Source organism: Pseudocitrobacter corydidari (assembly GCF_021172065.1).
Taxonomy (GTDB): domain Bacteria; phylum Pseudomonadota; class Gammaproteobacteria; order Enterobacterales; family Enterobacteriaceae; genus Pseudocitrobacter; species Pseudocitrobacter corydidari.
Window position 1 is genome coordinate 3,632,983 of the sequence record NZ_CP087880.1, and the last position, 20,219, is coordinate 3,653,201.

At 54.9% G+C, this 20,219-nt stretch carries 20 protein-coding genes; 5 read left to right on the forward strand and 15 right to left on the reverse strand.

Going from position 1 to position 20,219, the window contains the following annotated elements; genetic code table 11:
• Positions 1-26: 26 nt before the first annotated feature.
• From tatC to udp, 8 genes are all read right to left on the reverse strand, one after another.
• Complete coding sequence (tatC, locus tag G163CM_RS16870; protein ID WP_015966406.1) at positions 27-803, reverse strand: Sec-independent protein translocase subunit TatC; 777 nt, start codon at positions 801-803, stop codon at positions 27-29.
• Positions 804-805: 2 nt separating this feature from the next.
• Complete coding sequence (gene tatB, locus G163CM_RS16875; RefSeq protein WP_231825698.1) at positions 806-1,342, reverse strand: Sec-independent protein translocase protein TatB; 537 nt, start codon at positions 1,340-1,342, stop codon at positions 806-808.
• A 3-nt stretch (positions 1,343-1,345) separates the two neighbouring features.
• Positions 1,346-1,600: a Sec-independent protein translocase subunit TatA gene (tatA, locus tag G163CM_RS16880; protein ID WP_015966408.1), complete on the reverse strand. Its 255-nt coding sequence runs from the start codon at positions 1,598-1,600 to the stop codon at positions 1,346-1,348.
• Positions 1,601-1,679: 79 nt separating this feature from the next.
• Positions 1,680-3,320 (reverse strand): ubiquinone biosynthesis regulatory protein kinase UbiB, encoded by a 1,641-nt coding sequence (ubiB, locus tag G163CM_RS16885; protein WP_231825699.1) that lies wholly within the window; start codon positions 3,318-3,320, stop codon positions 1,680-1,682.
• On the reverse strand, positions 3,317-3,922 hold the full coding sequence (ubiJ, locus tag G163CM_RS16890; protein WP_015966410.1) for a ubiquinone biosynthesis protein UbiJ: 606 nt from the start codon (positions 3,920-3,922) through the stop codon (positions 3,317-3,319). Before ubiJ ends, ubiB begins: the two co-directional genes overlap by 4 nt.
• Positions 3,923-3,934: 12 nt before the next feature.
• The gene (gene ubiE, locus G163CM_RS16895) at positions 3,935-4,690 is read right to left on the reverse strand and encodes a bifunctional demethylmenaquinone methyltransferase/2-methoxy-6-polyprenyl-1,4-benzoquinol methylase UbiE (protein WP_015966411.1); all 756 of its coding nucleotides are present in this window, start codon (positions 4,688-4,690) and stop codon (positions 3,935-3,937) included.
• 95 nt (positions 4,691-4,785) lie between these two features.
• Positions 4,786-6,195 carry a DNA recombination protein RmuC gene (rmuC, locus tag G163CM_RS16900; protein ID WP_231825700.1) on the reverse strand — a complete coding sequence of 470 codons (1,410 nt, stop codon included), beginning with the start codon at positions 6,193-6,195 and terminating at the stop codon, positions 4,786-4,788.
• A gap of 137 nt (positions 6,196-6,332) precedes the next feature.
• Positions 6,333-7,094 carry a uridine phosphorylase gene (udp, locus tag G163CM_RS16905; protein ID WP_015966413.1) on the reverse strand — a complete coding sequence of 254 codons (762 nt, stop codon included), beginning with the start codon at positions 7,092-7,094 and terminating at the stop codon, positions 6,333-6,335.
• Between the two features lie 261 nt (positions 7,095-7,355).
• On the opposite strand from udp, the gene G163CM_RS16910 reads away from it, so the two are divergent.
• Entirely contained in the window at positions 7,356-8,165 is an 810-nt protein-coding gene (locus G163CM_RS16910) for a dienelactone hydrolase family protein (protein WP_231825701.1), read from the forward strand.
• A gap of 42 nt (positions 8,166-8,207) precedes the next feature.
• Here the strand turns inward: G163CM_RS16910 and metE are convergent, their stop codons facing one another.
• Positions 8,208-10,469, reverse strand: a complete 2,262-nt coding sequence (gene metE / locus G163CM_RS16915) for a 5-methyltetrahydropteroyltriglutamate--homocysteine S-methyltransferase (protein WP_231825702.1) — start codon at positions 10,467-10,469, stop codon at positions 8,208-8,210.
• Between the two features lie 117 nt (positions 10,470-10,586).
• On the opposite strand from metE, the gene metR reads away from it, so the two are divergent.
• Positions 10,587-11,540: an HTH-type transcriptional regulator MetR gene (gene metR / locus G163CM_RS16920; RefSeq protein WP_231825703.1), complete on the forward strand. Its 954-nt coding sequence runs from the start codon at positions 10,587-10,589 to the stop codon at positions 11,538-11,540.
• On the opposite strand, the gene bioP is transcribed toward metR, so the two are convergent.
• The 3 genes from bioP to pldB form a co-directional block, all read right to left on the reverse strand.
• Positions 11,428-12,327: a biotin transporter gene (bioP, locus tag G163CM_RS16925; protein ID WP_231825704.1), complete on the reverse strand. Its 900-nt coding sequence runs from the start codon at positions 12,325-12,327 to the stop codon at positions 11,428-11,430. The genes metR and bioP overlap by 113 nt on opposite strands.
• Before the next feature lie 85 nt (positions 12,328-12,412).
• Positions 12,413-13,213 carry a sugar/pyridoxal phosphate phosphatase YigL gene (gene yigL / locus G163CM_RS16930; RefSeq protein WP_015966418.1) on the reverse strand — a complete coding sequence of 267 codons (801 nt, stop codon included), beginning with the start codon at positions 13,211-13,213 and terminating at the stop codon, positions 12,413-12,415.
• 41 nt (positions 13,214-13,254) lie between these two features.
• Positions 13,255-14,247 carry a lysophospholipase L2 gene (pldB, locus tag G163CM_RS16935; protein ID WP_015966419.1) on the reverse strand — a complete coding sequence of 331 codons (993 nt, stop codon included), beginning with the start codon at positions 14,245-14,247 and terminating at the stop codon, positions 13,255-13,257.
• Between the two features lie 110 nt (positions 14,248-14,357).
• Here pldB and rhtB point away from each other — a divergent pair, with 110 nt between their 5' ends.
• Both rhtB and G163CM_RS16945 read left to right on the forward strand, forming a co-directional pair.
• The gene (gene rhtB / locus G163CM_RS16940; RefSeq protein ID WP_108476899.1) at positions 14,358-14,978 is read left to right on the forward strand and encodes a homoserine/homoserine lactone efflux protein; all 621 of its coding nucleotides are present in this window, start codon (positions 14,358-14,360) and stop codon (positions 14,976-14,978) included.
• Positions 14,979-15,135: 157 nt separating this feature from the next.
• Positions 15,136-16,044: an Rpn family recombination-promoting nuclease/putative transposase gene (locus tag G163CM_RS16945; protein WP_231825705.1), complete on the forward strand. Its 909-nt coding sequence runs from the start codon at positions 15,136-15,138 to the stop codon at positions 16,042-16,044.
• Between the two features lie 41 nt (positions 16,045-16,085).
• Here the strand turns inward: G163CM_RS16945 and rhtC are convergent, their stop codons facing one another.
• The 3 genes from rhtC to pldA form a co-directional block, all read right to left on the reverse strand.
• On the reverse strand, positions 16,086-16,706 hold the full coding sequence (gene rhtC / locus G163CM_RS16950; protein ID WP_015966422.1) for a threonine export protein RhtC: 621 nt from the start codon (positions 16,704-16,706) through the stop codon (positions 16,086-16,088).
• Positions 16,707-16,766: 60 nt separating this feature from the next.
• Positions 16,767-18,596, reverse strand: coding sequence for an ATP-dependent DNA helicase RecQ (gene recQ, locus G163CM_RS16955; RefSeq protein WP_231825706.1), 1,830 nt, complete (start codon positions 18,594-18,596; stop codon positions 16,767-16,769).
• A 119-nt stretch (positions 18,597-18,715) separates the two neighbouring features.
• Positions 18,716-19,582 (reverse strand): phospholipase A, encoded by an 867-nt coding sequence (gene pldA / locus G163CM_RS16960; protein WP_015966424.1) that lies wholly within the window; start codon positions 19,580-19,582, stop codon positions 18,716-18,718.
• A gap of 161 nt (positions 19,583-19,743) precedes the next feature.
• Here pldA and yigI point away from each other — a divergent pair, with 161 nt between their 5' ends.
• On the forward strand, positions 19,744-20,211 hold the full coding sequence (gene yigI / locus G163CM_RS16965) for an acyl-CoA thioesterase YigI (RefSeq protein WP_015966425.1): 468 nt from the start codon (positions 19,744-19,746) through the stop codon (positions 20,209-20,211).
• The last annotated feature ends 8 nt before the right edge of the window (positions 20,212-20,219 follow it).

The window sequence follows — 20,219 nt, forward strand, 5'->3', positions numbered from 1 at the left end:
GAAAACCGCCCTGACGGGCGGTGATTTTATTCTTCGTTTTTATCGGCTTCAGCTTCGGCTTCCGCGTCTTCGTCACGCGTCGCTCGCTTGCCGGTATAGAAGCGGGCGAAGAAGACGCCAACCTCAAACAAACAGTACATCGGTATCGCCAGCAGCGTTTGCGAGAAAACATCCGGCGGGGTCAGCAGCATGCCAACCACAAATGCGCCAACCAGCACGTACGGACGTTTTTTGCGCAAGTCTTCCGGGGTGGTCACGCCCACCCAGCAAAGCAGCACAATCGCCACCGGTACTTCGAAGGAGACCCCGAAAGCGATGAACAGCGACATCACAAAATCGAGGTAGCTCTTGATGTCGGTCGAGACCAGCACGCCCGCAGGCGCGGCATGCGTCAGGAAGCCGAACGCCAGAGGGAACACCACGAAATAGGCAAAAGCCATACCGGTATAGAACAGCAGCGTACTGGAAACCAGCAGCGGTACCACCAGACGGCGTTCATGCTTATACAGCGCAGGCGCAACAAAAGCCCACACCTGATAAAGAATCACCGGCGCCGACAGGATAATCGACACCATGAAGGTCAGCTTGATGGGGGTAAAGAACGGTGACGCGACATCGGTCGCAATCATCGTCGCCCCAACAGGCATCTGCCGGATCAGCGGCGCAGAGACCAGTTGATAGATATCGTTGGCGAAATAGACTAACGCCAGAAAAATGATGAACACCGCCATGATGCTGTTAAGCAGACGCTTACGCAGTTCAATCAGGTGCGACACCAGCGGTTGAGTATCTTCTACGCCCATGTTTACGATTTATCACTTGATGCAGGGGATGAATCAGGAACGGAAGCGGTTTTTTTCTCTTTTTCAGAGTCGCTAACCGCCGCCGCTTCTGGCGTGTGGGTTTCAGCGGGGGATGGAACCTGCTCGTCGGTACTGGCCTGATGTTCGGCCGTCGACGGGGTAACCCCGGCGCGCTGCTCCTCGCTGTCCTTCACTATCGGATTATGGATAGTGTTAGCTTCATCACTCGCCTTTTCAGGATCGTGAATAGAGTAAGAGCGCTTCATGGATTCCGCCGCTTCACGCAGCTCGTCCATCGACGCCTTCAGCTCTGGCGATAGGGTGTCCAGGCTCGCTTTCTCCACTTTTTTCAGGCTGTCCTGAAATTCCTGAAGTTTAAGCTCCTGGGTCAGCTCGTTTTGCACCGTTGTCGCCAGCGAGCGCAGCGCGCGAATCCAGCCAACAACCGTTTTAACCGCAACCGGCAGACGTTTTGGCCCGAGTACAACAAGGCCAATCACGAATACCAGCAGCAGTTCACTGAAACCAATATCAAACACGAATTACACCTGCTCGTTGTCGTGGCGTTTCGCTTCGTCTTTTTTAGCGTCTTCCTGCTTGTCAGTGATTGATTTTGCAGTGAAATCCGCATCCTGAGTAGACTTGTCTTTCTTGTCGTCTTCATCACCCATGGCTTTCTTAAAGCCTTTGATGGACGCACCCAAATCGGACCCCAGTGAGCTCAGCTTTTTAGTCCCGAAAAGCAGAACCACGATAACGACGATAATCAGCAACTGCCAAATACTAATACCACCCATACATCTTCCTCTGTGATAGATGATGAAATAACCATTGACGCATTATACGTTATGCGCCCTCGTGATAGCGATGCAAAATTCAGCGCGTTTTACGCCAGCCGGCGAACCATACCACCAGCCCCGCGCCCATGAGCCACGCGGGCATGAAGCCCCATTCCGGTCGATTTATTAGCAGTAGTGTACCGCTCAATAATAAAACAGCACCTATACCAAAGAGATACCGTGACTGACCCTGACGGGTACGATGCACGGTGATGTCGCCGGCAAGCTTATCCAAACTGCTCTGTAAATGTTTGCTCTGGCGCAAACTGTCGTACACCAGTTCCGGTAATTCGGGCATTTTTTCGATCCAGAACGGCGCTTTTGCTTTCAACGCACGAACCAGCGCCGGAATGCCTATCTGATCTTTCAGCCAGGACTCAAGGAACGGCTTCGCCGTTTGCCATAAATCGAGCTGCGGATAGAGCTGTCGCCCCACGCCTTCCACGTAAAGCAGCGTTTTTTGCAGCAGCACCAACTGTGGCTGAACTTCCATGTTGAAACGACGCGCGGTGTTAAATAAGTTTAGCAACACATGCCCGAAGGAGATTTCCGCCAGCGGTTTCTCGAAGATAGGTTCACACACCGTACGAATCGCGAACTCGAAATCTTCAACATTGGTGTCCGGCGGTACCCAGCCAGAATCAACGTGCAGTTCGGCCACTTTGCGATAGTCGCGGTTAAAGAAGGCGATGAAGTTCTCCGCCAGATAGCGCTTATCTTCTTTGTTCAGCGAGCCGACAATCCCACAGTCGATGCCGATATATTGCGGATCTTCCGGGTGCTCATAGCTGACAAAAATATTGCCTGGGTGCATGTCCGCATGGAAAAAGCTGTCGCGGAATACCTGGGTGAAGAAGACCTGCACGCCACGCTCGGCCAGCAATTTCATGTTGGTGTTTTGCTTCAGCAACGCTTCGGTGTCTGACACAGGAATGCCGTAGATGCGCTCCATCACCATCATGTTTTCGCTGCAATAGTCGGAGTAAACCTCCGGCACATAGAGCATCGGGCTGTCTTCGAAATTGCGGCGCAGCTGGATGGCGTTCGCCGCTTCGCGCAGCAAATTCAGCTCATCAATCAGCGTTTTTTCATAGTCGCGCACCACTTCAACCGGGCGCAGACGACGGCCATCCGGCAGCAGGCGGGGAACCCAGCGCGCCAGACGGTAGATGAGTTTCATATCCGCTTTGATAACCGGCAGGATATCCGGGCGAATGACCTTGATCACCACCTCTTTGCCGTTCTCTTTCAGGCGCGCGGTGTGCACCTGGGCAATCGACGCGGATGCCAGCGGGTTAATATCGAAATCGTCAAACCAGCTTTCGATAGGGATATCCCCCATCGCTTTTTCCATCAGCTTTTGCGCCTGTAAGCCGTCAAACGGCGCAACGCGGTCCTGCAACATACTGAGCTGGTCGGCGATATGCGGCGGGAAGAGATCGCGGCGGGTAGAGAGCATCTGGCCGAGTTTGATCCAAACCGGGCCCAGCTCCTGCAATGCCAGACGCATGCGTTCACCCAACGGGCGATCTTTGTGGCGATTCGGCATCCAGAACAACATCCGACGCCAGATTCGCAGCGGCAGGGTGATGCGCATTTTGGGAATGAGCTCATCAAGCCCGTAACTCAAAAAGGTGTGGATGATAAAATACAGGCGCCGTAATTCTCCTGGCGTCATTTCCCCTCCAGTTTTTCCAGCCGCTTCGTCAGCGCGTCAACGGCGCGTTCCACGGCCATTGTCTCTTCAGCAAACCAGGCTAATTCCAGCGCGCCGGGGGCCAGTCGCCACTCTTCGGTGACAGCCTCCGCCACGTAATGCTGCTGACGCGCAAAGCCCTGCCGCAGGAATTTCGCGCCGCCACGCAGAACTTTACTGACGCCTTCAGCGGCGATATCGCCGGTATAGGGTGCCAGCAGTTCTGCCGGGTCAAATTCGGCCAGGTCGGCCAGTGCGACAAGGTTTTGCACGACCTGGATGTCGCCCTGCACTTCGAGGTCACCGTTGCGGATGAGCGCCGTCAGTTGCTGACGATTACGCAGTTGCGGCAGTACGCCGACACGCGTCGCGACAGTACAGTCGGCCTCGCCTTCCCACGCCCCCAGCACATCGACCTGCCGCTCGCTAAACACCAGCACCAGCGGCGACGTGAACTCTTTGAGTTCAACGCGCAGCACTTTTCCCACCAGACGTTGCCGGGCAGGCTTAAGCGCCCGCTCACGCCACAGAAAAGTATTCAGTGCCGTTTCGACGCCGGCAGTCACTAAGGGTTTTAAAGGCATCAGGCCCTCCTGTCAGAACTTATAACCGCGATGCAGCGCCACGATGCCTGCCGTCAGGTTGAAGTACTCAACGCTGTCCATTCCGGCATCCTGCATCATCGCTTTCAGGGTTTCCTGATCGGGGTGCATACGGATGGATTCCGCCAGATAGCGGTAGCTTTCTGCATCATTCGCCACCATTTCACCAATGCGCGGCAGGATGTGGAAAGAGTAAGCATCGTAGGCTTTGCTCAGCGGTTCGATAATCGGTTTCGAGAACTCAAGCACCAGCAGGCGGCCACCCGGTTTCAGTACGCGATACATCGAGCGCAGCGCTTTCTCTTTGTCGGTGACGTTGCGCAGGCCGAAAGAGATAGTAATGCAGTCGAAGGTGTTATCCGGGAACGGCAGCGCTTCGGCGTTCGCCTGCACATACTCCACGTTGCCGATAACACCGTGGTTGCGCAGCTTTTCGCGCCCCATTTTCAGCATAGAGTCGTTGATATCAGCCAGCACGACGCGGCCGGTTTCACCCACCATGCGGGAGAATTTCGCCGTTAAATCGCCCGTACCGCCTGCCAAATCGAGGACGGTTTGCCCACGACGTACGCCGCTACAGTCAATGGTAAAACGCTTCCATAAACGGTGAATACCAAACGACATCAGGTCGTTCATCACATCGTATTTTGCGGCCACAGAGTGGAAAACGTGGGCAACCATGTCTTCCTTCTGGGATTTGGCGATTGTCTTAAAGCCAAAGTGCGTCGTGTCTTGTGATTCCTCAGCCATCTCTAAGCCTGCTTATAAAGAAAATGTTCATGGAGTGTAACAGATTGGGCGCAATTGCCCTACGATTCAACCCCGTCACACTCCCTCAAACAGGGTTAACCGTTTTTCACAGCCAGAGGATCATCATCGTCAGAATCAGCCCCTTGCCGTAAACGAAACTCATCATCCTGCGCCGTAGCCTGCTCGACTAAATCCGGATTAATCTCGCGTTTCACCTCTACGCCGAGGTGACGGAAAGCTTCCGTTTGCGCCAGCAGATTCCCGCGCCCGGAAGAGAGTTTCTTCATCGCCTGAAGATAGTTGTCCTGCGCTTTATCCAGGCTTTGCCCAATAGCGGACATATCATCAATAAACAGGCGCATTTTGTCGTAAAGACGGCTGGCCCGCTCGGCGATTTGCTGCGCATTGCGGCTCTGGTGCTCATAGCGCCAGAGATTGGCAATTGTGCGCAGCGCTACCAATAAAGTAGTAGGACTTACCAGCATAATGTTATTTTTTAAAGCTTCATTGATCAGTTCGGGCTGTCGGTCTAATGCCAGCAAAAAGGCGGGTTCAACAGGGATAAACATCAGGACGTAGTCCAGCGTTCGCAGCCCCGGAAGCTGTTGATAATCTTTGCGCCCCAGCAGGCGAATATGGTTTCGCACCGCGGCGATATGCTCCTGGAGCGCCAGTTCGCGGGTGTAGTCGTCTTCGGCATTGAAGTAACGTTCATAGGCCACCAGCGTCATTTTGGCATCGACCACCACATCTTTTCCCTGTGGCAGGCGAACGATAACGTCCGGCTGCATGCGGGCGCGAGTATCGGTTTCGATACTTACCTGAGTTTCGTATTCGTAACCTTCACGCAAGCCAGAGGCTTCAAGCACGCGCGTCAGCACCACTTCGCCCCAGTTGCCCTGAGTTTTATTGTCGCCTTTTAACGCGCGCGTCAGGTTGACGGCTTCGCGCGTCATCTGTTCATTCAGCTGTTGCAGATTGCGAATTTCATGGGCCAGCGTATGGCGCTCTTTCGCTTCCTGGCCAAAACTGTCCTGCACCTGACGGCGAAAGCCGTCAAGCTGCTCGCGCAACGGGGTAAGCAAACTGTTGAGGCTTTGACGGTTTTGCTCATCCACCCGACGATTACTGTGCTCAAAGATACGGTTAGCCAGATTTTCGAACTGCTCGCTCAGGCGCTGCTCGCTGTTGATCATCTGGCGAATTTTGTCTTCCGCATGATGCTGCGTGGCTTCCAGCCGCGTGGTTACTTCACGCAAGTCTGCTTCCAGCGAGGTATTGATTTCACGCAGGCTGCGCAGTTCATTATTCAGCAGCTCGCACTCCTCGCGCCAGTGCGCGTTCTGCGCCAGCTGTTGCTTCGCAGCGCTCAGTTCGCCGTAGATATCACGCTCTTCGGCCAGTTGTTCCGCCCGCTGCTGCGCGACGCGATAGCTCGCGGCCAGCCAACCCAGCGCAACGCCCGCCAGTGCAACCAGAAAATAAATAAGAATGGCGATATCCACAATGCCCCCTGCATGAACGACTTACGGCAAAAATAGAATTGTGCTGTATAGATGTCCAGTTGGAAAGGTTTTTCCTGCGAGGAGGTACGCAAAAAGAAAAAGGCCGAACGTGTCGGCCTTTAAGAAGAGAAGAAGGTTTACAGCAGGCGGCGGGCCGCTTCCACAACGATTTTCACCGCGTGGCTTTCGGTTTGTTTCATCGTCTCAGCGTTCGGGATCTCCTGCTGAGTACGGTTCACAATTACGCCCGCAACCATCCCTGCGCGCAGCCCCTGGCTGGAACACATGGTCAGCAGCGTCGCGGATTCCATCTCGTAGTTCATTACGCCCATCGACTGCCACTCTTCCATGGAGCCTTTAAAGCGGCTAACCACGCGGCCAGAGAAGGTATCGTAGCGTTCCTGACCAGGATAGAAGGTGTCGGAAGACGCGGTTACGCCAACGTGCGTGGTCGCACCAATCTCTTTAGCCGCCGCAACCAGCGCGGTGGTGCAGTCGAAATCAGCAACCGCCGGATATTCCATCGGTGCAAAGTGCAGGCTCGCGCCGTCCAGACGAACGGATGCGGTGGTGACCAGCACGTCGCCTACATTGATATGCGGCTGAATCGCCCCGGTAGTACCGACGCGCAGGAAAGTGCGGATACCCAGCTGCGCCAGCTCTTCAACGGCAATAGAAGTAGACGGGCCGCCGATACCGGTAGAGCACACAATCACCGGCTTGCCATCAAGCTCAGCACGCCAGGAGGTAAATTCGCGATGGGATGCCAGTTTGACCGGCTTTTCCATCAGCGCGGCGATCTTTTCCACACGCTCCGGATCGCCAGGGACGATAGCGAGCGTAGCCCCTTGTAAATCGTTTTTGGTGAGGCCGAGATGAAAAACATCAGACTTAGACATAGAAAACTCCTCTGTGGATCGGTTTTGTCAGAAGAAGCAAAAAGCCACTTTACAGAAGACGAAGACAACATTTCGTGACCACCGTCACCAGGAACCAAAAATATTGCATAATATTCCACGTAAAAAGTGATTCACATCACATTAACAAGTTATATCTTCCGTTGTTGCACAAAAATCGCCCGTCTTCAGGCACTGTGATTTGTCTATATTAAAAAGCATTACAGAAGCGCTAAAAGCTCACTTAAAGGTACGGAGAATGCCATGACCACCAACAACCAATCTGGATTTGCACCTGCCGCATCCCCTCACGCAACGACCGCTGTTCGCACATCAGAGGCCGAAATTACCGCTGGCGAAACATCGATCCCCTCTCAGGGCGATCAGCTACCCGCGTATCACGCACGCCCAAAACAGAGCGATGGCCCTCTTCCGGTGGTAATCGTAGTGCAGGAGATTTTTGGCGTCCATGAACACATTCGCGATGTTTGTCGCCGCCTGGCCTTAGAAGGCTATCTGGCCATCGCGCCAGAGCTCTATTTCCGTCAGGGCGATCCGAACGACTATGCCGATATCCCGACCCTCTTTAATAACCTGGTCACGAAAGTACCTGATGCACAGGTGCTGGCCGATCTTGACCACGTTGCCAACTGGGCATCACGCAATGGTGGGGATGCCAGTCGCCTGATGATCACCGGCTTCTGCTGGGGTGGCCGCATCGCCTGGCTGTATGCTGCACATAACCCGCAGTTAAAAGCCGCCGTCGCATGGTATGGAAAATTGCTGGGCGATAAGTCACTGAATTCACCGAAACATCCTGTCGATATCGCCGTCGATCTCAATGCACCGGTACTGGGTTTATACGGTGGTCAGGACACCGGTATCCCGGTTGATACCGTAGAAACCATGCGCCAGGCACTGCGCGCCGCCAATGCCAAAGCGGATATTATTGTTTATCCGGATGCCGGGCATGCGTTCAATGCGGATTATCGTCCAAGCTATCATGAAGAATCAGCGAAAGATGGCTGGCAGCGCATGCTGGCGTGGTTTGCGCAGCATGGCGGGAAGAAATAAACATTTTGCCCGGTAATGCGTTCGCTTACCGGGCCTCTACCTTTACCCCTGGCGCAAATTCTGCGCCGCCTGCACCATGTTCGCCAGCGCCGCGCGGGTCTCTGGCCAGCCACGGGTTTTCAGGCCGCAGTCCGGGTTGACCCACAGGCGTTCAGCCGGGATGCGCTGTTCGGCTTTCTTCAGCAGCGCTTCAATCCATTCCACGCTCGGTACGTTTGGCGAGTGAATGTCATAGACGCCCGGGCCGATTTCGTTTGGGTAGTCAAACTCTTCAAACGATTCCAGCAACTCCATGTCGGAACGCGAGGTTTCGATGGTGATCACGTCCGCATCCAGCGCCGCAATCGAATCCATGATGTCGTTGAACTCGCAATAACACATGTGGGTGTGGATTTGCGTGTCATCTTTCGCCACAGCGGCGTTGATACGGAAAGCTTCCACGCCCCACTGGAGGTACGCGTCCCAGTCACTGCGACGCAGCGGTAAACCTTCGCGCAGCGCCGGTTCGTCAATCTGGATGATGCCAATTCCAGCGGCTTCCAGATCGGCCACTTCATCGCGCAGCGCCAGCGCAATCTGTTTGGCGATGGTTTCACGGCTGACATCTTCGCGCGGGAAGGACCAGCAGAGAATCGTCACCGGGCCGGTCAGCATCCCTTTCACCGGCTTGTCGGTCAGCGATTGCGCGAACGATGCCCACTCTACGGTGATCGGTGCCGGGCGGCTCACGTCACCAATAACAATCGGCGGTTTCACACAGCGGGAGCCGTAGCTCTGCACCCAGCCGTTTTGCGTAAAGACAAAACCGTCCAGATGTTCGCCAAAGTATTCCACCATATCGTTACGCTCCGCTTCGCCGTGGACCAGCACATCAAGCCCTAAACGTTCCTGCTCCACAATGGCCTGCTTAATCTGTTCCGCAATGCCCGTGCGGTAGTTGTTGGCATCGAGATTACCCTTTTTGAAATCCAGGCGCAGGGTGCGAATTTCCGTGGTTTGCGGGAAGGAACCAATCGTGGTGGTCGGCCAGGCGGGCAGGTTAAAACGCGCACGTTGGGCTTGTGCGCGCACGTCATACGCATTTGCACGCTGGCTATCCTGCGCGGTAATGGCCGCCAGACGTTTTGCTACCGCCGCATTATGAACGCGGGTTGAGTGACGGCGCGCCTGGATTGGGGCGCTCCACGCTGCCAGCGCAGACGTATTACCGCTATTGAGCGCATCGCGCAGCAGCGCCAGTTCTTCACATTTTTGCGAAGCGAAGGCAAACCAGCTTTTCACTTCTGCATCAAGACGCGTTTCCACGCTCAGATCGATTGGGCTGTGCAGTAATGAGCAGGACGAAGCCACCCACAGCGAGCGTTTACCGACGATCTCGCGAATTTGTGCATATTTTTCCGTAAGATCGGCGCGCCAGACGTTACGTCCGTTAATCAACCCGGCGGAGAGCAGCCAGTCGGCAGGCAAGCGCTTATGCAGTTCGGCAACATCATCTTTGCCATGAACCAGGTCAACATGCAGGCCCTGAATCGGCAGAGCAGTAATGGTATTCAGATTAGGCGTGACACCTTCAAAATAGGTGGTCAGCAGCAATTTCACCTGCCCCTGAAGAGCGTCATAGGCAGCTTGATAAGCTTCCCGCCACGCCTGCGGCAGCTCCAGCACCAGCGCCGGTTCATCAATTTGTACCCACTCAATACCGCGTTTTGCCAGCTCACTCAGCACCTGCTGATACACCGGCAGAATGTCTTTGAGCAGGTTCAGACGGTCAAATGCCTCGCCTTTGACTTTACCCAACCACAGCCAGGTCACCGGCCCCAGCAGAACGGGCTTCACTTTATGGCCCAGCGCCAGCGCTTCGTCCACTTCTTCAAGCAGTTGTGTCCAGGTTAGTTTGAACTGCTGGCCTTTCACGAACTCCGGCACCATATAGTGATAGTTGGTGTTAAACCATTTGGTCATTTCCGCTGCTGCCGCCGGTTCACCGGTAGGTGCGCGCCCACGGCCAATGCGGAACAGGGTGTCGATATCCACCGATCCATCGCTGTTCTGATGACGAGCCGGAACGTTACCCAGCATCAGGCTGGTCGTCAGAACATGGTCGTACCAGGCGAAATCGCCCACCGGCAGCAGGTCGATACCGGCCTGTTTTTGTTGATCCCAGTGACGCGCGCGTAGCTCGCGCCCAACCGACAGCAGCGCTTCCTGAGTCGAGTTCCCCGCCCAGTAACTTTCTTGCGCTTTTTTCAGCTCGCGACGCAGGCCAACGCGAGGGAAACCGAGGGTGTGATTAAGAATTGTCATGGTAAGCCCCTTATGGATTTTTCATGTTTTAGACGTCCAGATGTTTACACATCCATAATTGGCGGTTACTGTATATTCCTCAAGCGCAAATTGTTCATGCCGAAGTGAAGGACTTTCATGATCGAAGTTAAACATCTGAAGACGCTACAAGCGTTGCGGAACTGCGGGTCGCTCGCCGCTGCGGCGGCCACGCTGCATCAGACCCAATCCGCCCTTTCCCACCAGTTCAGCGATCTGGAACAGCGCCTTGGCTTTCGGCTATTTATACGCAAGAGTCAGCCGCTGCGCTTTACGCCGCAGGGCGAGATCCTGCTCCAGTTGGCAAACCAGGTACTGCCGCAAATCAGTCAGGCGCTTCAGGCCTGCAACGAGCCGCAGCAGACGCGTCTGCGCATCGCCATTGAGTGTCATAGCTGCATTCAATGGCTGACGCCTGCACTGGAAAACTTCCATAAAAACTGGCCGCAGGTCGAGATGGATTTTAAATCCGGCGTCACCTTTGACCCGCAACCCGCGCTGCAGCAGGGCGAGCTGGATCTGGTCATGACCTCCGATATTCTGCCGCGCAGCGGGCTGCATTATTCGCCGATGTTTGATTATGAGGTGCGTCTGGTTATCGCGCCTGACCATCCGCTGGCAGCAAAAACGCGCATTACGCCGGAAGATCTCGCCAGCGAAACGCTGCTGATTTATCCGGTGCAGCGCTCGCGTCTGGATATCTGGCGTCACTTCCTGCAACCGGCGGGCATCAGCCCATCGCTGAAAAGCGTCGATAACACGTTATTGTTGATTCAGATGGTTGCCGCCCGCATGGGGATTGCTGCGCTGCCGCATTGGGTGGTGGAGAGTTTCGAACGCCAGGGTCTGGTGGTCACCAAAACCCTGGGTGAAGGCTTGTGGAGCCGACTGTACGCCGCCGTGCGCGATGGCGAGCAGCGTCAGCCGGTCACGGAGGCGTTTATTCGTTCAGCGCGGAACCACGCGTGCGATCATCTTCCGTTCGTGAAGAGCGCGGAGCGACCCACTTTCGATGTACCCACAGCGACGCCAGGATCACCAGCGCGCCTGTAATGAATGTCGGCCAGTGCGGCTGTTGATGCCAGATAGCCAGGTTAACCAGCAGCCCCGCCGGCACGTGCATGTTGTTCATGATGCCCAGCGTTCCGGCATCCACCTGGGTCGCGCCGTAGTTCCACATGAAGTAGCCAATCCCGGAAGCCACCACGCCAAGAAAGACCAGAATGCTCCATTGCAGCGTGGTCTCCGGCATCTTCTGAGCGTTGCCCAGCAGCGACCACGCCACAATCGCCACCAGGAACGCGCCGAGATAGAACCACGCAAAGGCGTTATGCTGCGGCATCGGGCGGGTTTCCATCAGACGTTTGTAGCCCACCATGCCAATCGCAAAGGTGATATTAGAGAGCTGCACCAGCAGCAGGCCGGTCCAGAAATGGTCCGTCACCTGATCGTAACGGATAATCCCGGCGCCAATCACCGCCAGCAAGGCGCTGAATGCATAGCCCCAGCGCAGGCGACGCTTGCTCATCAGGTCATAAATCAGTGTGATATAGAGCGGCGTCAGCACGGTGAACAGCAACAGTTCGGACACCGTCAGGTAGAGATACGCGCGGAAGCTCAGCATATACATCACGCCAAGCTGCATCGCACCCACCAGCATATACAAGCCGACCGTTTTCAGGCTGTTGCCACGGGTACGCAGAAACGGCAGGTATACGAGTGCTGCCAGGCCAACGCGCACCAGTACGGCAAAATAGCTGTCGACGTGACCGGCAAGGTACTCACCGTAAAAGCTAAAAGAGAAGGCCCACAGAATAGTGGTGATAATGAGTAGCGCCACAATGAATGTCTCTCAGGAAGATGAACACGCATTGTAGCGAAGAGAACGGTTGACAACTGAGCAATAAATACTCAGTCGTCATTTTTTAATCAAGATAGAGCTTACGCAGGTAGTGCGGCACCGCGTCATCCGCGTTTGAGCCAATCACTTCCAGTTCCGGATGCAAATCTTTCAGGCGCTGATGCGCCCCGGCCATGATGCAGCCTTTACCCGCCATCGACAGCATTTCGGCATCGTTCATGCCATCACCAAAAGCGATACAGTCTTGCAGGCTATAACCCAGTTTCTTCGCAACCGCTTCCAGCGCGTGGCCTTTGGAGACGCCGCCCGCCATTACTTCCAGGCAGGTCAGCGTGGAGAAACTGACGTTCACGCGATCGCCCCAGCGCGCGTTAATCGCCTGCTCCAGCGGCAGTAAGACCTCATGGTTACTGCTGGTGAAGAAGACTTTGCTGACGCCCTCCGGCTCCAGCAGGCCTGGCTCAAAAAGCTGGTAGTTGAACACCGCTTCTTTGAAAAAACGCATCTCTTCCGGGCGATGGCGGTTCATAAACCACTCGTCGTCGCGATAAACGTTGGTGATGATATCGGGGCTGCTGTGCATTACGCCAAAGAGATCGGCGGCAATATCGCGATCGAGATTGTGAGCAAACAGCAGATTGCCGTCAGTGTCGTGCACACGCGCGCCGTTGGAAGTGATCATATAGGCCTGAATCCCGAGATTATCGCGGATCTGCCCTACGTCAATATGATGACGGCCGGTCGCAAACACAAAATGAAGCCCTTTTTGGGTCAATAATTTCAGTGTCTCTTTCGCATACGGCGTTAAGCGGTGGTCGGGAGCGAGGAGCGTGCCATCTAAATCAGATGCAACAACCTGGTACATAAGAGAATTCTACCTTTAAGCCTGGCGGCATAAATGCCGGTTTAAGTATGTCGATAGAAAAAATCGACGATAGCATTGAGTGCGACCGAGCGCATGGCGTCCTTTTCAAAAAGGATCTCATGGTACGCGCCCTGTATGACAAGCGGTTTATCCCCATCACAGGGATGCCCCGCCATTGCGCGAAGTTCACAATAACGGTCGTGCATGCGGTTATCTACGACACGCTCTTCTTCCGCCTGAATAATAAGCGTCGGCAACGTATCGTTGGGCGCACCGGCGATGATTTGCTCACCGGCAATGATCCCTTCACGGACCCAGTGATACGTTGGCCCGCCCACGCGCAGACGCGGCTCATCGGCATAAAAACGCAGGTTGCGCCGATAACGCTGGCGGCTGTGCGTCAGAACGTTAAGGCTAAACGGCAGCGCTCGCCAGCGCCCGGTACCAATGGCATACCCTTCCCGAAGACGCTGATGGCCCTCAGCCCAATCGAGAATATGACGAACCATCCATTCAGGCAGGCGCATGATAATACCGAACATCGGCGCACAAAGCGCGAGTGCGTCACACTGATGCGGATAACGCTGCAAAAAAAGCGTGGCAATCGCGCCGCCCATCGAGTGCGCGAGAATAAACCGCTTACGCCAATGACCGGGCGCGACTTCCTGTTCCCAGAATGCCGCCAGATCGTCAACGTAGTCGCTGAATTTTACCACATGACCGCGATGGGTATCCGACAGCATCCGGCCTGAACGCCCCTGCCCACGGTGGTCGATAATTAATACATCAAACCCACTGTGGAAGAGGTCGTAGGCCAGTTCGGCATACTTCACGTAGCTTTCGATACGGCCTGGGCAAATGACCACCACGCGATCGTGATGCGCAGAGCAAAAACGCACGAAGCGCACCGCAACGTTATCCACGCCGCGAAATTCCGCTTCTTCGCGCTGACGCCAGAAATCCGTCAGCGGCCCCATCGCAAACGCGGCAAACGCGTTTTCTCTTGTTTCCCAGTCCTTTTGCTGCTGAAACATCGGGCTTCCACCCCTGCTAACCGCTGAAAATCGTTTTTTTGTGAGGCCTGACACAACACTCATACAATAGCGTATTGTGGCATAAAAAACAGATAACCAGGGAGATTCTCATGACCTTTGAGTGGTGGTTCGCCTACCTGCTGACATCCATAATTCTCAGCCTTTCACCGGGCTCCGGCGCGATCAATACCATGACCACATCCATTAGCCACGGCTATCGCGGCGCGGTCGCTTCTATCGCCGGGTTACAGACCGGGCTCGCGATTCATATTGTGCTGGTAGGGGTCGGGCTGGGGACGCTGTTCTCCCGTTCCGTGCTCGCTTTCGAAGTGCTGAAATGGGCGGGCGCAGCCTATCTTATCTGGCTCGGCATCCAGCAATGGCGCGCGGCGGGGGCAATTGACCTCAACACCCTCGCGCAATCACAGTCACGCTCAAAACTCTATCGACGGGCGGTATTTGTGAATCTGACCAACCCGAAAAGCATCGTCTTTTTGGCGGCGCTGTTCCCGCAGTTTATCGTGCCCCATCAGCCGCAGGTGATGCAGTACGTGGTGCTCGGCATCACCACCATTGTGGTCGATATTATTGTGATGATTGGCTATGCCACCCTCGCGCAACGCATCGCGAGCTGGATTAAAGGCCCGCGCCAGATGAAGGCGCTGAACAAAGTCTTTGGTTCGTTGTTTATGCTGGTTGGCGCGCTGCTGGCGTCGGCGAGGCATGCGTGAAATGGAAGCGCGCCCGCAAATTTTAGTGAACAGATAAAGACGTTAACTCCCGCATTCGAGGCGGCTCGGAATCTGCGCTGAAACTTTTTTTTCGCGCTGTTACCGTACTCATCTCGGTGCCAGAATGCCGCCAGACTTCACACACGGACGATGGAAAATGGCGGATGCAACCACTCCTCATGATGCAGTCTTTAAGGCATTCTTATCCCGGCCAGAAACGGCGCGCGACTTTATGGAAATTCATCTGCCGCCTGCGCTGGTAAAACTCTGTCGCCTCGACACGCTCCACCTGGAAGCCAGCAGTTTTGTTGAAGAGAATCTCCGCCAGTACTACAACGACGTGCTCTATTCGCTGGAAACCAGTAAGGGAAGCGGATATGTGTATGTTTTGATTGAGCACCAAAGCTCACCGGATGAGAATATGGCCTTTCGTTTGCTTCGCTATGCCATCGCCACCATGCAGCGACATCTGGAAGCGGGAAACAAAACCCTGCCGCTGGTGATTCCGATTCTGTTTTATCAGGGCAAGCGCAGCCCTTACCCCTGGTCAATGAACTGGCTCGATGCTTTTCCGGATCCGGACACCGCGCGCGAGCTCTATTTTCACGCATTTCCCCTGGTCGACATCACCCTGATCCCCGATGACGAAATCATGCAGCACCGCAGCATGGCGGCTCTGACGCTGGTTCAGAAGCATATCCGCCAGCGCGACATGGCGACTCTGCTGGATAAACTGGCGCAGATATTAACGTTAGAGCAGATGAGCGGACAACAAATCCGCACCCTGGTAAAATACATGATGCTGGCAGGTGAAGAAAAAGACGTTCAAACATTACTGTATGGGCTGGCACAGCGCGTGCCGCAACATGGAGAAGAACTGATGACTCTGGCGGAAAAATTATTGAGTGATGGAAGACGGGAAGGGCGTAAAGAAGGCCGTAAAGAAGGCAAACAAATAGCCCTTCTCGACGTCGCGAAAACCATGCTGCAACGCGGGTTTGATTTTCAGACAATCATGGAAATGACCGGCCTTTCGCAGGATGACCTTAAGCAGCTTCAGCACTAAGAAGGCTACCCACCCCAGTATGTTCGGAGTGGGTCAATGGGTTAGCGCGAAATAATCAAATGAATGCCGAAGCCCGCAAACAGCGTGCCGGCAAAGCCGTCGATCCACTTCGCGGCTTTCTGGTATCCGCGACGCATGGTCGGCAGCGCGAACAGGCTCGCCACCACGGTAAACCAGGCGAGGGTTTCGAGAATGATCATCAGGAAGATGCCCCAACGTGCGTCCGCGCCGACATTATCGCCGACAAACAGCGAGAAGACCGAACCGAAGTAGATAATCGCTTTCGGGTTCGCCAGGTTAGTCAGCAGCCCTTTCATAAAGCTACGGCCACTTTTCGCCAGCTCAACCTGCGGTTCCGGTGCGGCGTGGTTCTCTTTTTTCAGCGCACCGCGCAGCATCTGGTAACCCATCCAGCACAGGTACAAGCCACCACCGACCATAATAATGGTGTGCAGCCACGCCATTTTTTCGATGATCAGGTTCAGACCAAGCAGCGCCACGCCCGCCCAGACCATCACGCCACAGGTGATGCCGAGTACGCCCATCATCGCTTCTTTGCGGGAGCGACTGATCGCGGTCTGCGACACGAAAAAGAAGTCCGGGCCCGGGCTCATCAGCGCAATGATGTGCACCAGCGCCACTGTCAGAAACAGAGTTAACATAACGTACTCGCGGGGAATAATTCAGTGAGTAACTATATTGGCACTTTTTAGCGCGGTTGACTACTCATCATCGTCGCCATCCACATGTGCGCGGATCAGCGCCATAAACTCTTTACCAAAGCGTTCCAGTTTACGCGTCCCCACGCCGTTGACGCTGAGCATTTCGCTGGCGGAAACCGGCATCTGCTCCGCCATTTCAATCAGCGTCGCATCGTTGAAGACCACGTAAGGCGGGATGTTCTCTTCATCGGCGATGGCTTTACGCAGCTTGCGCAGTTTGGAAAACAGTTTACGGTCGTAGTTACCCACTGCGGCTTTCTGCATCACGCGCGGTTTCAGGGCGACAATACGCGGCACCGCCAGCATCAACGGAATCTCTCCACGAACAATGGGCCGTGCGGCGTCAGTCAGTTGCAGAGCGGAGTGCTGGGCGATGTTCTGCATCGCAAAGCCCAGATGAATCAACTGGCGGATCACGCTCACCCAGTGCTCATGGCTCTTTTCACGCCCCATGCCGTAGACCTTGAGCTTGTCGTGGCCAAACTCGCGAATACGCTGGTTGTTGGCGCCGCGAATCACTTCAACCACGTAACCCATCCCGAAGCGTTGATTCACCCGGTAAATCGTCGAGAGCGCGATCTGTGCGTCATTCAACCCATCGTACTGCTTAGGCGGGTCGAGGCAGATATCGCAGTTACCACATGGCTCCTGACGCCCTTCGCCAAAGTAGTTCAGCAACACCAGACGGCGGCAGGTTTGCGCTTCGGCAAACGCGCCCATCGCGTTGAGCTTATGACGTTCGATATCCTGTAACGGCCCGGCAGGCTTCTCTTCCAGGCAACGGCGCAGCCATGCCATATCCGCCGGATCGTAAAACAGCATCGCTTCCGCAGGCAGGCCATCACGCCCGGCGCGGCCCGTTTCCTGATAGTAGGATTCAATATTGCGCGGGATGTCGAAGTGGACCACAAAACGTACGTTAGGCTTGTTGATACCCATCCCGAACGCCACGGTGGCGACCACAATTTGCAGGTCATCGCGCTGGAATTTCTCCTGCACATCGGCCCGCACGGCGTTATCCAGCCCGGCGTGATACGCTCCAGCGCTAATCCCCCGGCTTTGCAGGCGTGCGGCGGTGTCTTCTACTTTCGCCCGGCTGTTACAGTAGATAATGCCGGACTTGCCGCGCTGCTCCTGCACGTAGCGCATCAGTTGATCGAGCGGTTTGAACTTCTCCATCAGCATGTAGCGAATGTTGGGACGATCGAAGCTGCTGATTTGAATAAGCGGGTCGTTCAGCCCCAGCAGGCGAACAATGTCGCGGCGTGTCGTGTCGTCAGCCGTGGCGGTAAGCGCCATAAACGGCAGCGCCGGGAAGCGCTGACGCAGCTGGCCTAATGCAGCGTATTCCGGGCGGAAATCATGGCCCCATTGCGAAATACAGTGCGCTTCATCGACCGCCAGCATCACCGGATTCCAGTGGGCGAGATGCTCCAGGAAGTTATCCAGCATCAGGCGTTCCGGAGCGATGTAGAGCAAGCGAATCTGCCCGCTACGACAGCCCGCCATCACTTCCTGCTGCTGCTCGCGGCTCTGCGTTGAGTTGATGCAGGCCGCCGCCACGCCGTTGGCGATCAATTGATCGACCTGGTCTTTCATCAGCGAGATCAGCGGCGATACCACCACCGTCAGGCCATTCAGCACCAGCGCCGGGATTTGATAACAGAGCGATTTGCCACCGCCTGTCGGCATCACCACCAGGCAATCGCGCCCTTCCAGCACGGTATCAATGATGTTTTCCTGGCCCGGGCGGAACTGCTGGTAGCCAAAGGTTTCCTGCAAAACCTGTTTAGCCAGCGATTCCTGATTCAATACTTCCGCCTGTGCCACATTGACTCCGTTTACCGAAAAAATAAAAACAGGCGCTATTTTCAGCGCCTGCGTTCTAAACTGCAACGTTTTAGACGAATTCCTTCGGCCATGCTCGCAACATCATGGGAAAGCCCGCGTTAAAACAGATCGTTAAGCATGACACCCACGCCCACACGCGTTTGATTGAAATTGTAGTCAATCAGCGATTCGCCGTAGCCGCTGTAAACCTGGGTATAAAGGCGAACATGCTTGCTGATAGGGTAGCTGACGCCCACTTCCGCGCCGCCGTAACCGGTGTTCCAGTTATACTGGCCCTGCGCGCTCAGTACCGCGTCACCCAGTTGATAACCGACTTTCAGACGATAGTAGCCCATATATTTGGTGATATCCGGGTTATCGTTGGAGTTCCCCACCACATACCAGGGTTTCACCTCGACCAGCCAGTTGCCATTCTGCGCCATCAGGCGCGTGTAAAGACGGTTCCAGCTACGAGACGTGGGGTCTGAGCGACCGTTTGAATCATGGTTGAAACCAAATTCAACATCGCGCAACGTCCAGCCTTCCCATGAGTAATCGGTGGCAAAGCCAAGGAACAACTGCGGTTCATAGTTGGTTTCGCGAAACGGCGAAGATTCACCACTGTTCGACAACTGCCACCAGGAACGCTGGGTATACGACGCGCCCAGCACCGAGTTATCACCCAGAATGCCGCGCCATAACGGGAAGGCCAGGCTGAGCTGAAACTTCACTTCATCTTTGCGCGCGTGCTCGGCCCAGTCGTAGGAACTGATCGCTTCTTTATTGAGATCGCTGGTCCAGGTATAAAGCAGGTAGTTGCTTTCATAAGGATAGAGCGTGAACGGATTATCATGTTCCTGCAGCAGGTTAGCCATGATACTGCCTTTTACGGCAGGCGTGTCGTGAACCGATTTAATTGTCGCTTCCTGCGCGAACGCTGAAACAGGCAGCACTGCCGCCAATAACCAACTCCGGGTGAGCTGCATCAGTCATGTTCTCCTGAACAAATAAATTATTATGATGAATGTTTGAATGTCACTCATTTTACATACTTAGGCATTTAATGCTCAGTAATCCATTTCTAATGTAGAAAACAACATTTCATAGGCATAAAATCAACATTTAGTTAACGAATGAAAGGGTTGTTATGTCTGCTGAACTCACTGCCGATGCCGCGCTGAAGCTGGTCGGTGAAATCTTTGTTTATCACATGCCGTTCAACCGGGCGCTTGGCCTGGAGCTGGAACGTTATGAGAAAGACTTCGCCAAACTCAACTTTAATAACCAGCCAATGATGGTCGGTAACTGGGCGCAAAGTATTCTGCACGGCGGTGTGATCGCTTCAGCGCTGGATGTCGCGGCAGGCCTGGTCTGCGTCGGCAGCACATTGACGCGCCACGACACCATCAACGAAGAAGAGCTGCGTCAGCGTCTCTCACGGATGGGCACCATCGATTTACGCGTTGACTATTTACGTCCAGGGCGCGGCAATCGCTTCACCGCCACCAGCACCCTGCTGCGCGCAGGCAATAAAGTCGCCGTCGCGCGCGTGGAGCTGCACAACGAAGAGCAGGTCCACATCGCCAGCGCAACCGCGACATATATGGTGGGATAAACAGTAAA

What these genes read in the sequence shown, in the direction of transcription:
- tatC (WP_015966406.1), bottom strand. Translation starts at nt 803, where the DNA reads ATGGGCGTAGAAGATACTCAACCGCTGGTGTCGCACCTGATTGAACTG.
- tatA (WP_015966408.1), bottom strand. Translation starts at nt 1,600, where the DNA reads ATGGGTGGTATTAGTATTTGGCAGTTGCTGATTATCGTCGTTATCGTG.
- ubiB (WP_231825699.1), bottom strand. Translation starts at nt 3,320, where the DNA reads ATGACGCCAGGAGAATTACGGCGCCTGTATTTTATCATCCACACCTTT.
- ubiJ (WP_015966410.1), bottom strand. Translation starts at nt 3,922, where the DNA reads ATGCCTTTAAAACCCTTAGTGACTGCCGGCGTCGAAACGGCACTGAAT.
- ubiE (WP_015966411.1), bottom strand. Translation starts at nt 4,690, where the DNA reads ATGGCTGAGGAATCACAAGACACGACGCACTTTGGCTTTAAGACAATC.
- udp (WP_015966413.1), bottom strand. Translation starts at nt 7,094, where the DNA reads ATGTCTAAGTCTGATGTTTTTCATCTCGGCCTCACCAAAAACGATTTA.
- G163CM_RS16910 (WP_231825701.1), top strand. Translation starts at nt 7,356, where the DNA reads ATGACCACCAACAACCAATCTGGATTTGCACCTGCCGCATCCCCTCAC.
- metE (WP_231825702.1), bottom strand. Translation starts at nt 10,469, where the DNA reads ATGACAATTCTTAATCACACCCTCGGTTTCCCTCGCGTTGGCCTGCGT.
- metR (WP_231825703.1), top strand. Translation starts at nt 10,587, where the DNA reads ATGATCGAAGTTAAACATCTGAAGACGCTACAAGCGTTGCGGAACTGC.
- yigL (WP_015966418.1), bottom strand. Translation starts at nt 13,213, where the DNA reads ATGTACCAGGTTGTTGCATCTGATTTAGATGGCACGCTCCTCGCTCCC.
- pldB (WP_015966419.1), bottom strand. Translation starts at nt 14,247, where the DNA reads ATGTTTCAGCAGCAAAAGGACTGGGAAACAAGAGAAAACGCGTTTGCC.
- rhtB (WP_108476899.1), top strand. Translation starts at nt 14,358, where the DNA reads ATGACCTTTGAGTGGTGGTTCGCCTACCTGCTGACATCCATAATTCTC.
- G163CM_RS16945 (WP_231825705.1), top strand. Translation starts at nt 15,136, where the DNA reads ATGGCGGATGCAACCACTCCTCATGATGCAGTCTTTAAGGCATTCTTA.
- rhtC (WP_015966422.1), bottom strand. Translation starts at nt 16,706, where the DNA reads ATGTTAACTCTGTTTCTGACAGTGGCGCTGGTGCACATCATTGCGCTG.
- pldA (WP_015966424.1), bottom strand. Translation starts at nt 19,582, where the DNA reads ATGCAGCTCACCCGGAGTTGGTTATTGGCGGCAGTGCTGCCTGTTTCA.
- yigI (WP_015966425.1), top strand. Translation starts at nt 19,744, where the DNA reads ATGTCTGCTGAACTCACTGCCGATGCCGCGCTGAAGCTGGTCGGTGAA.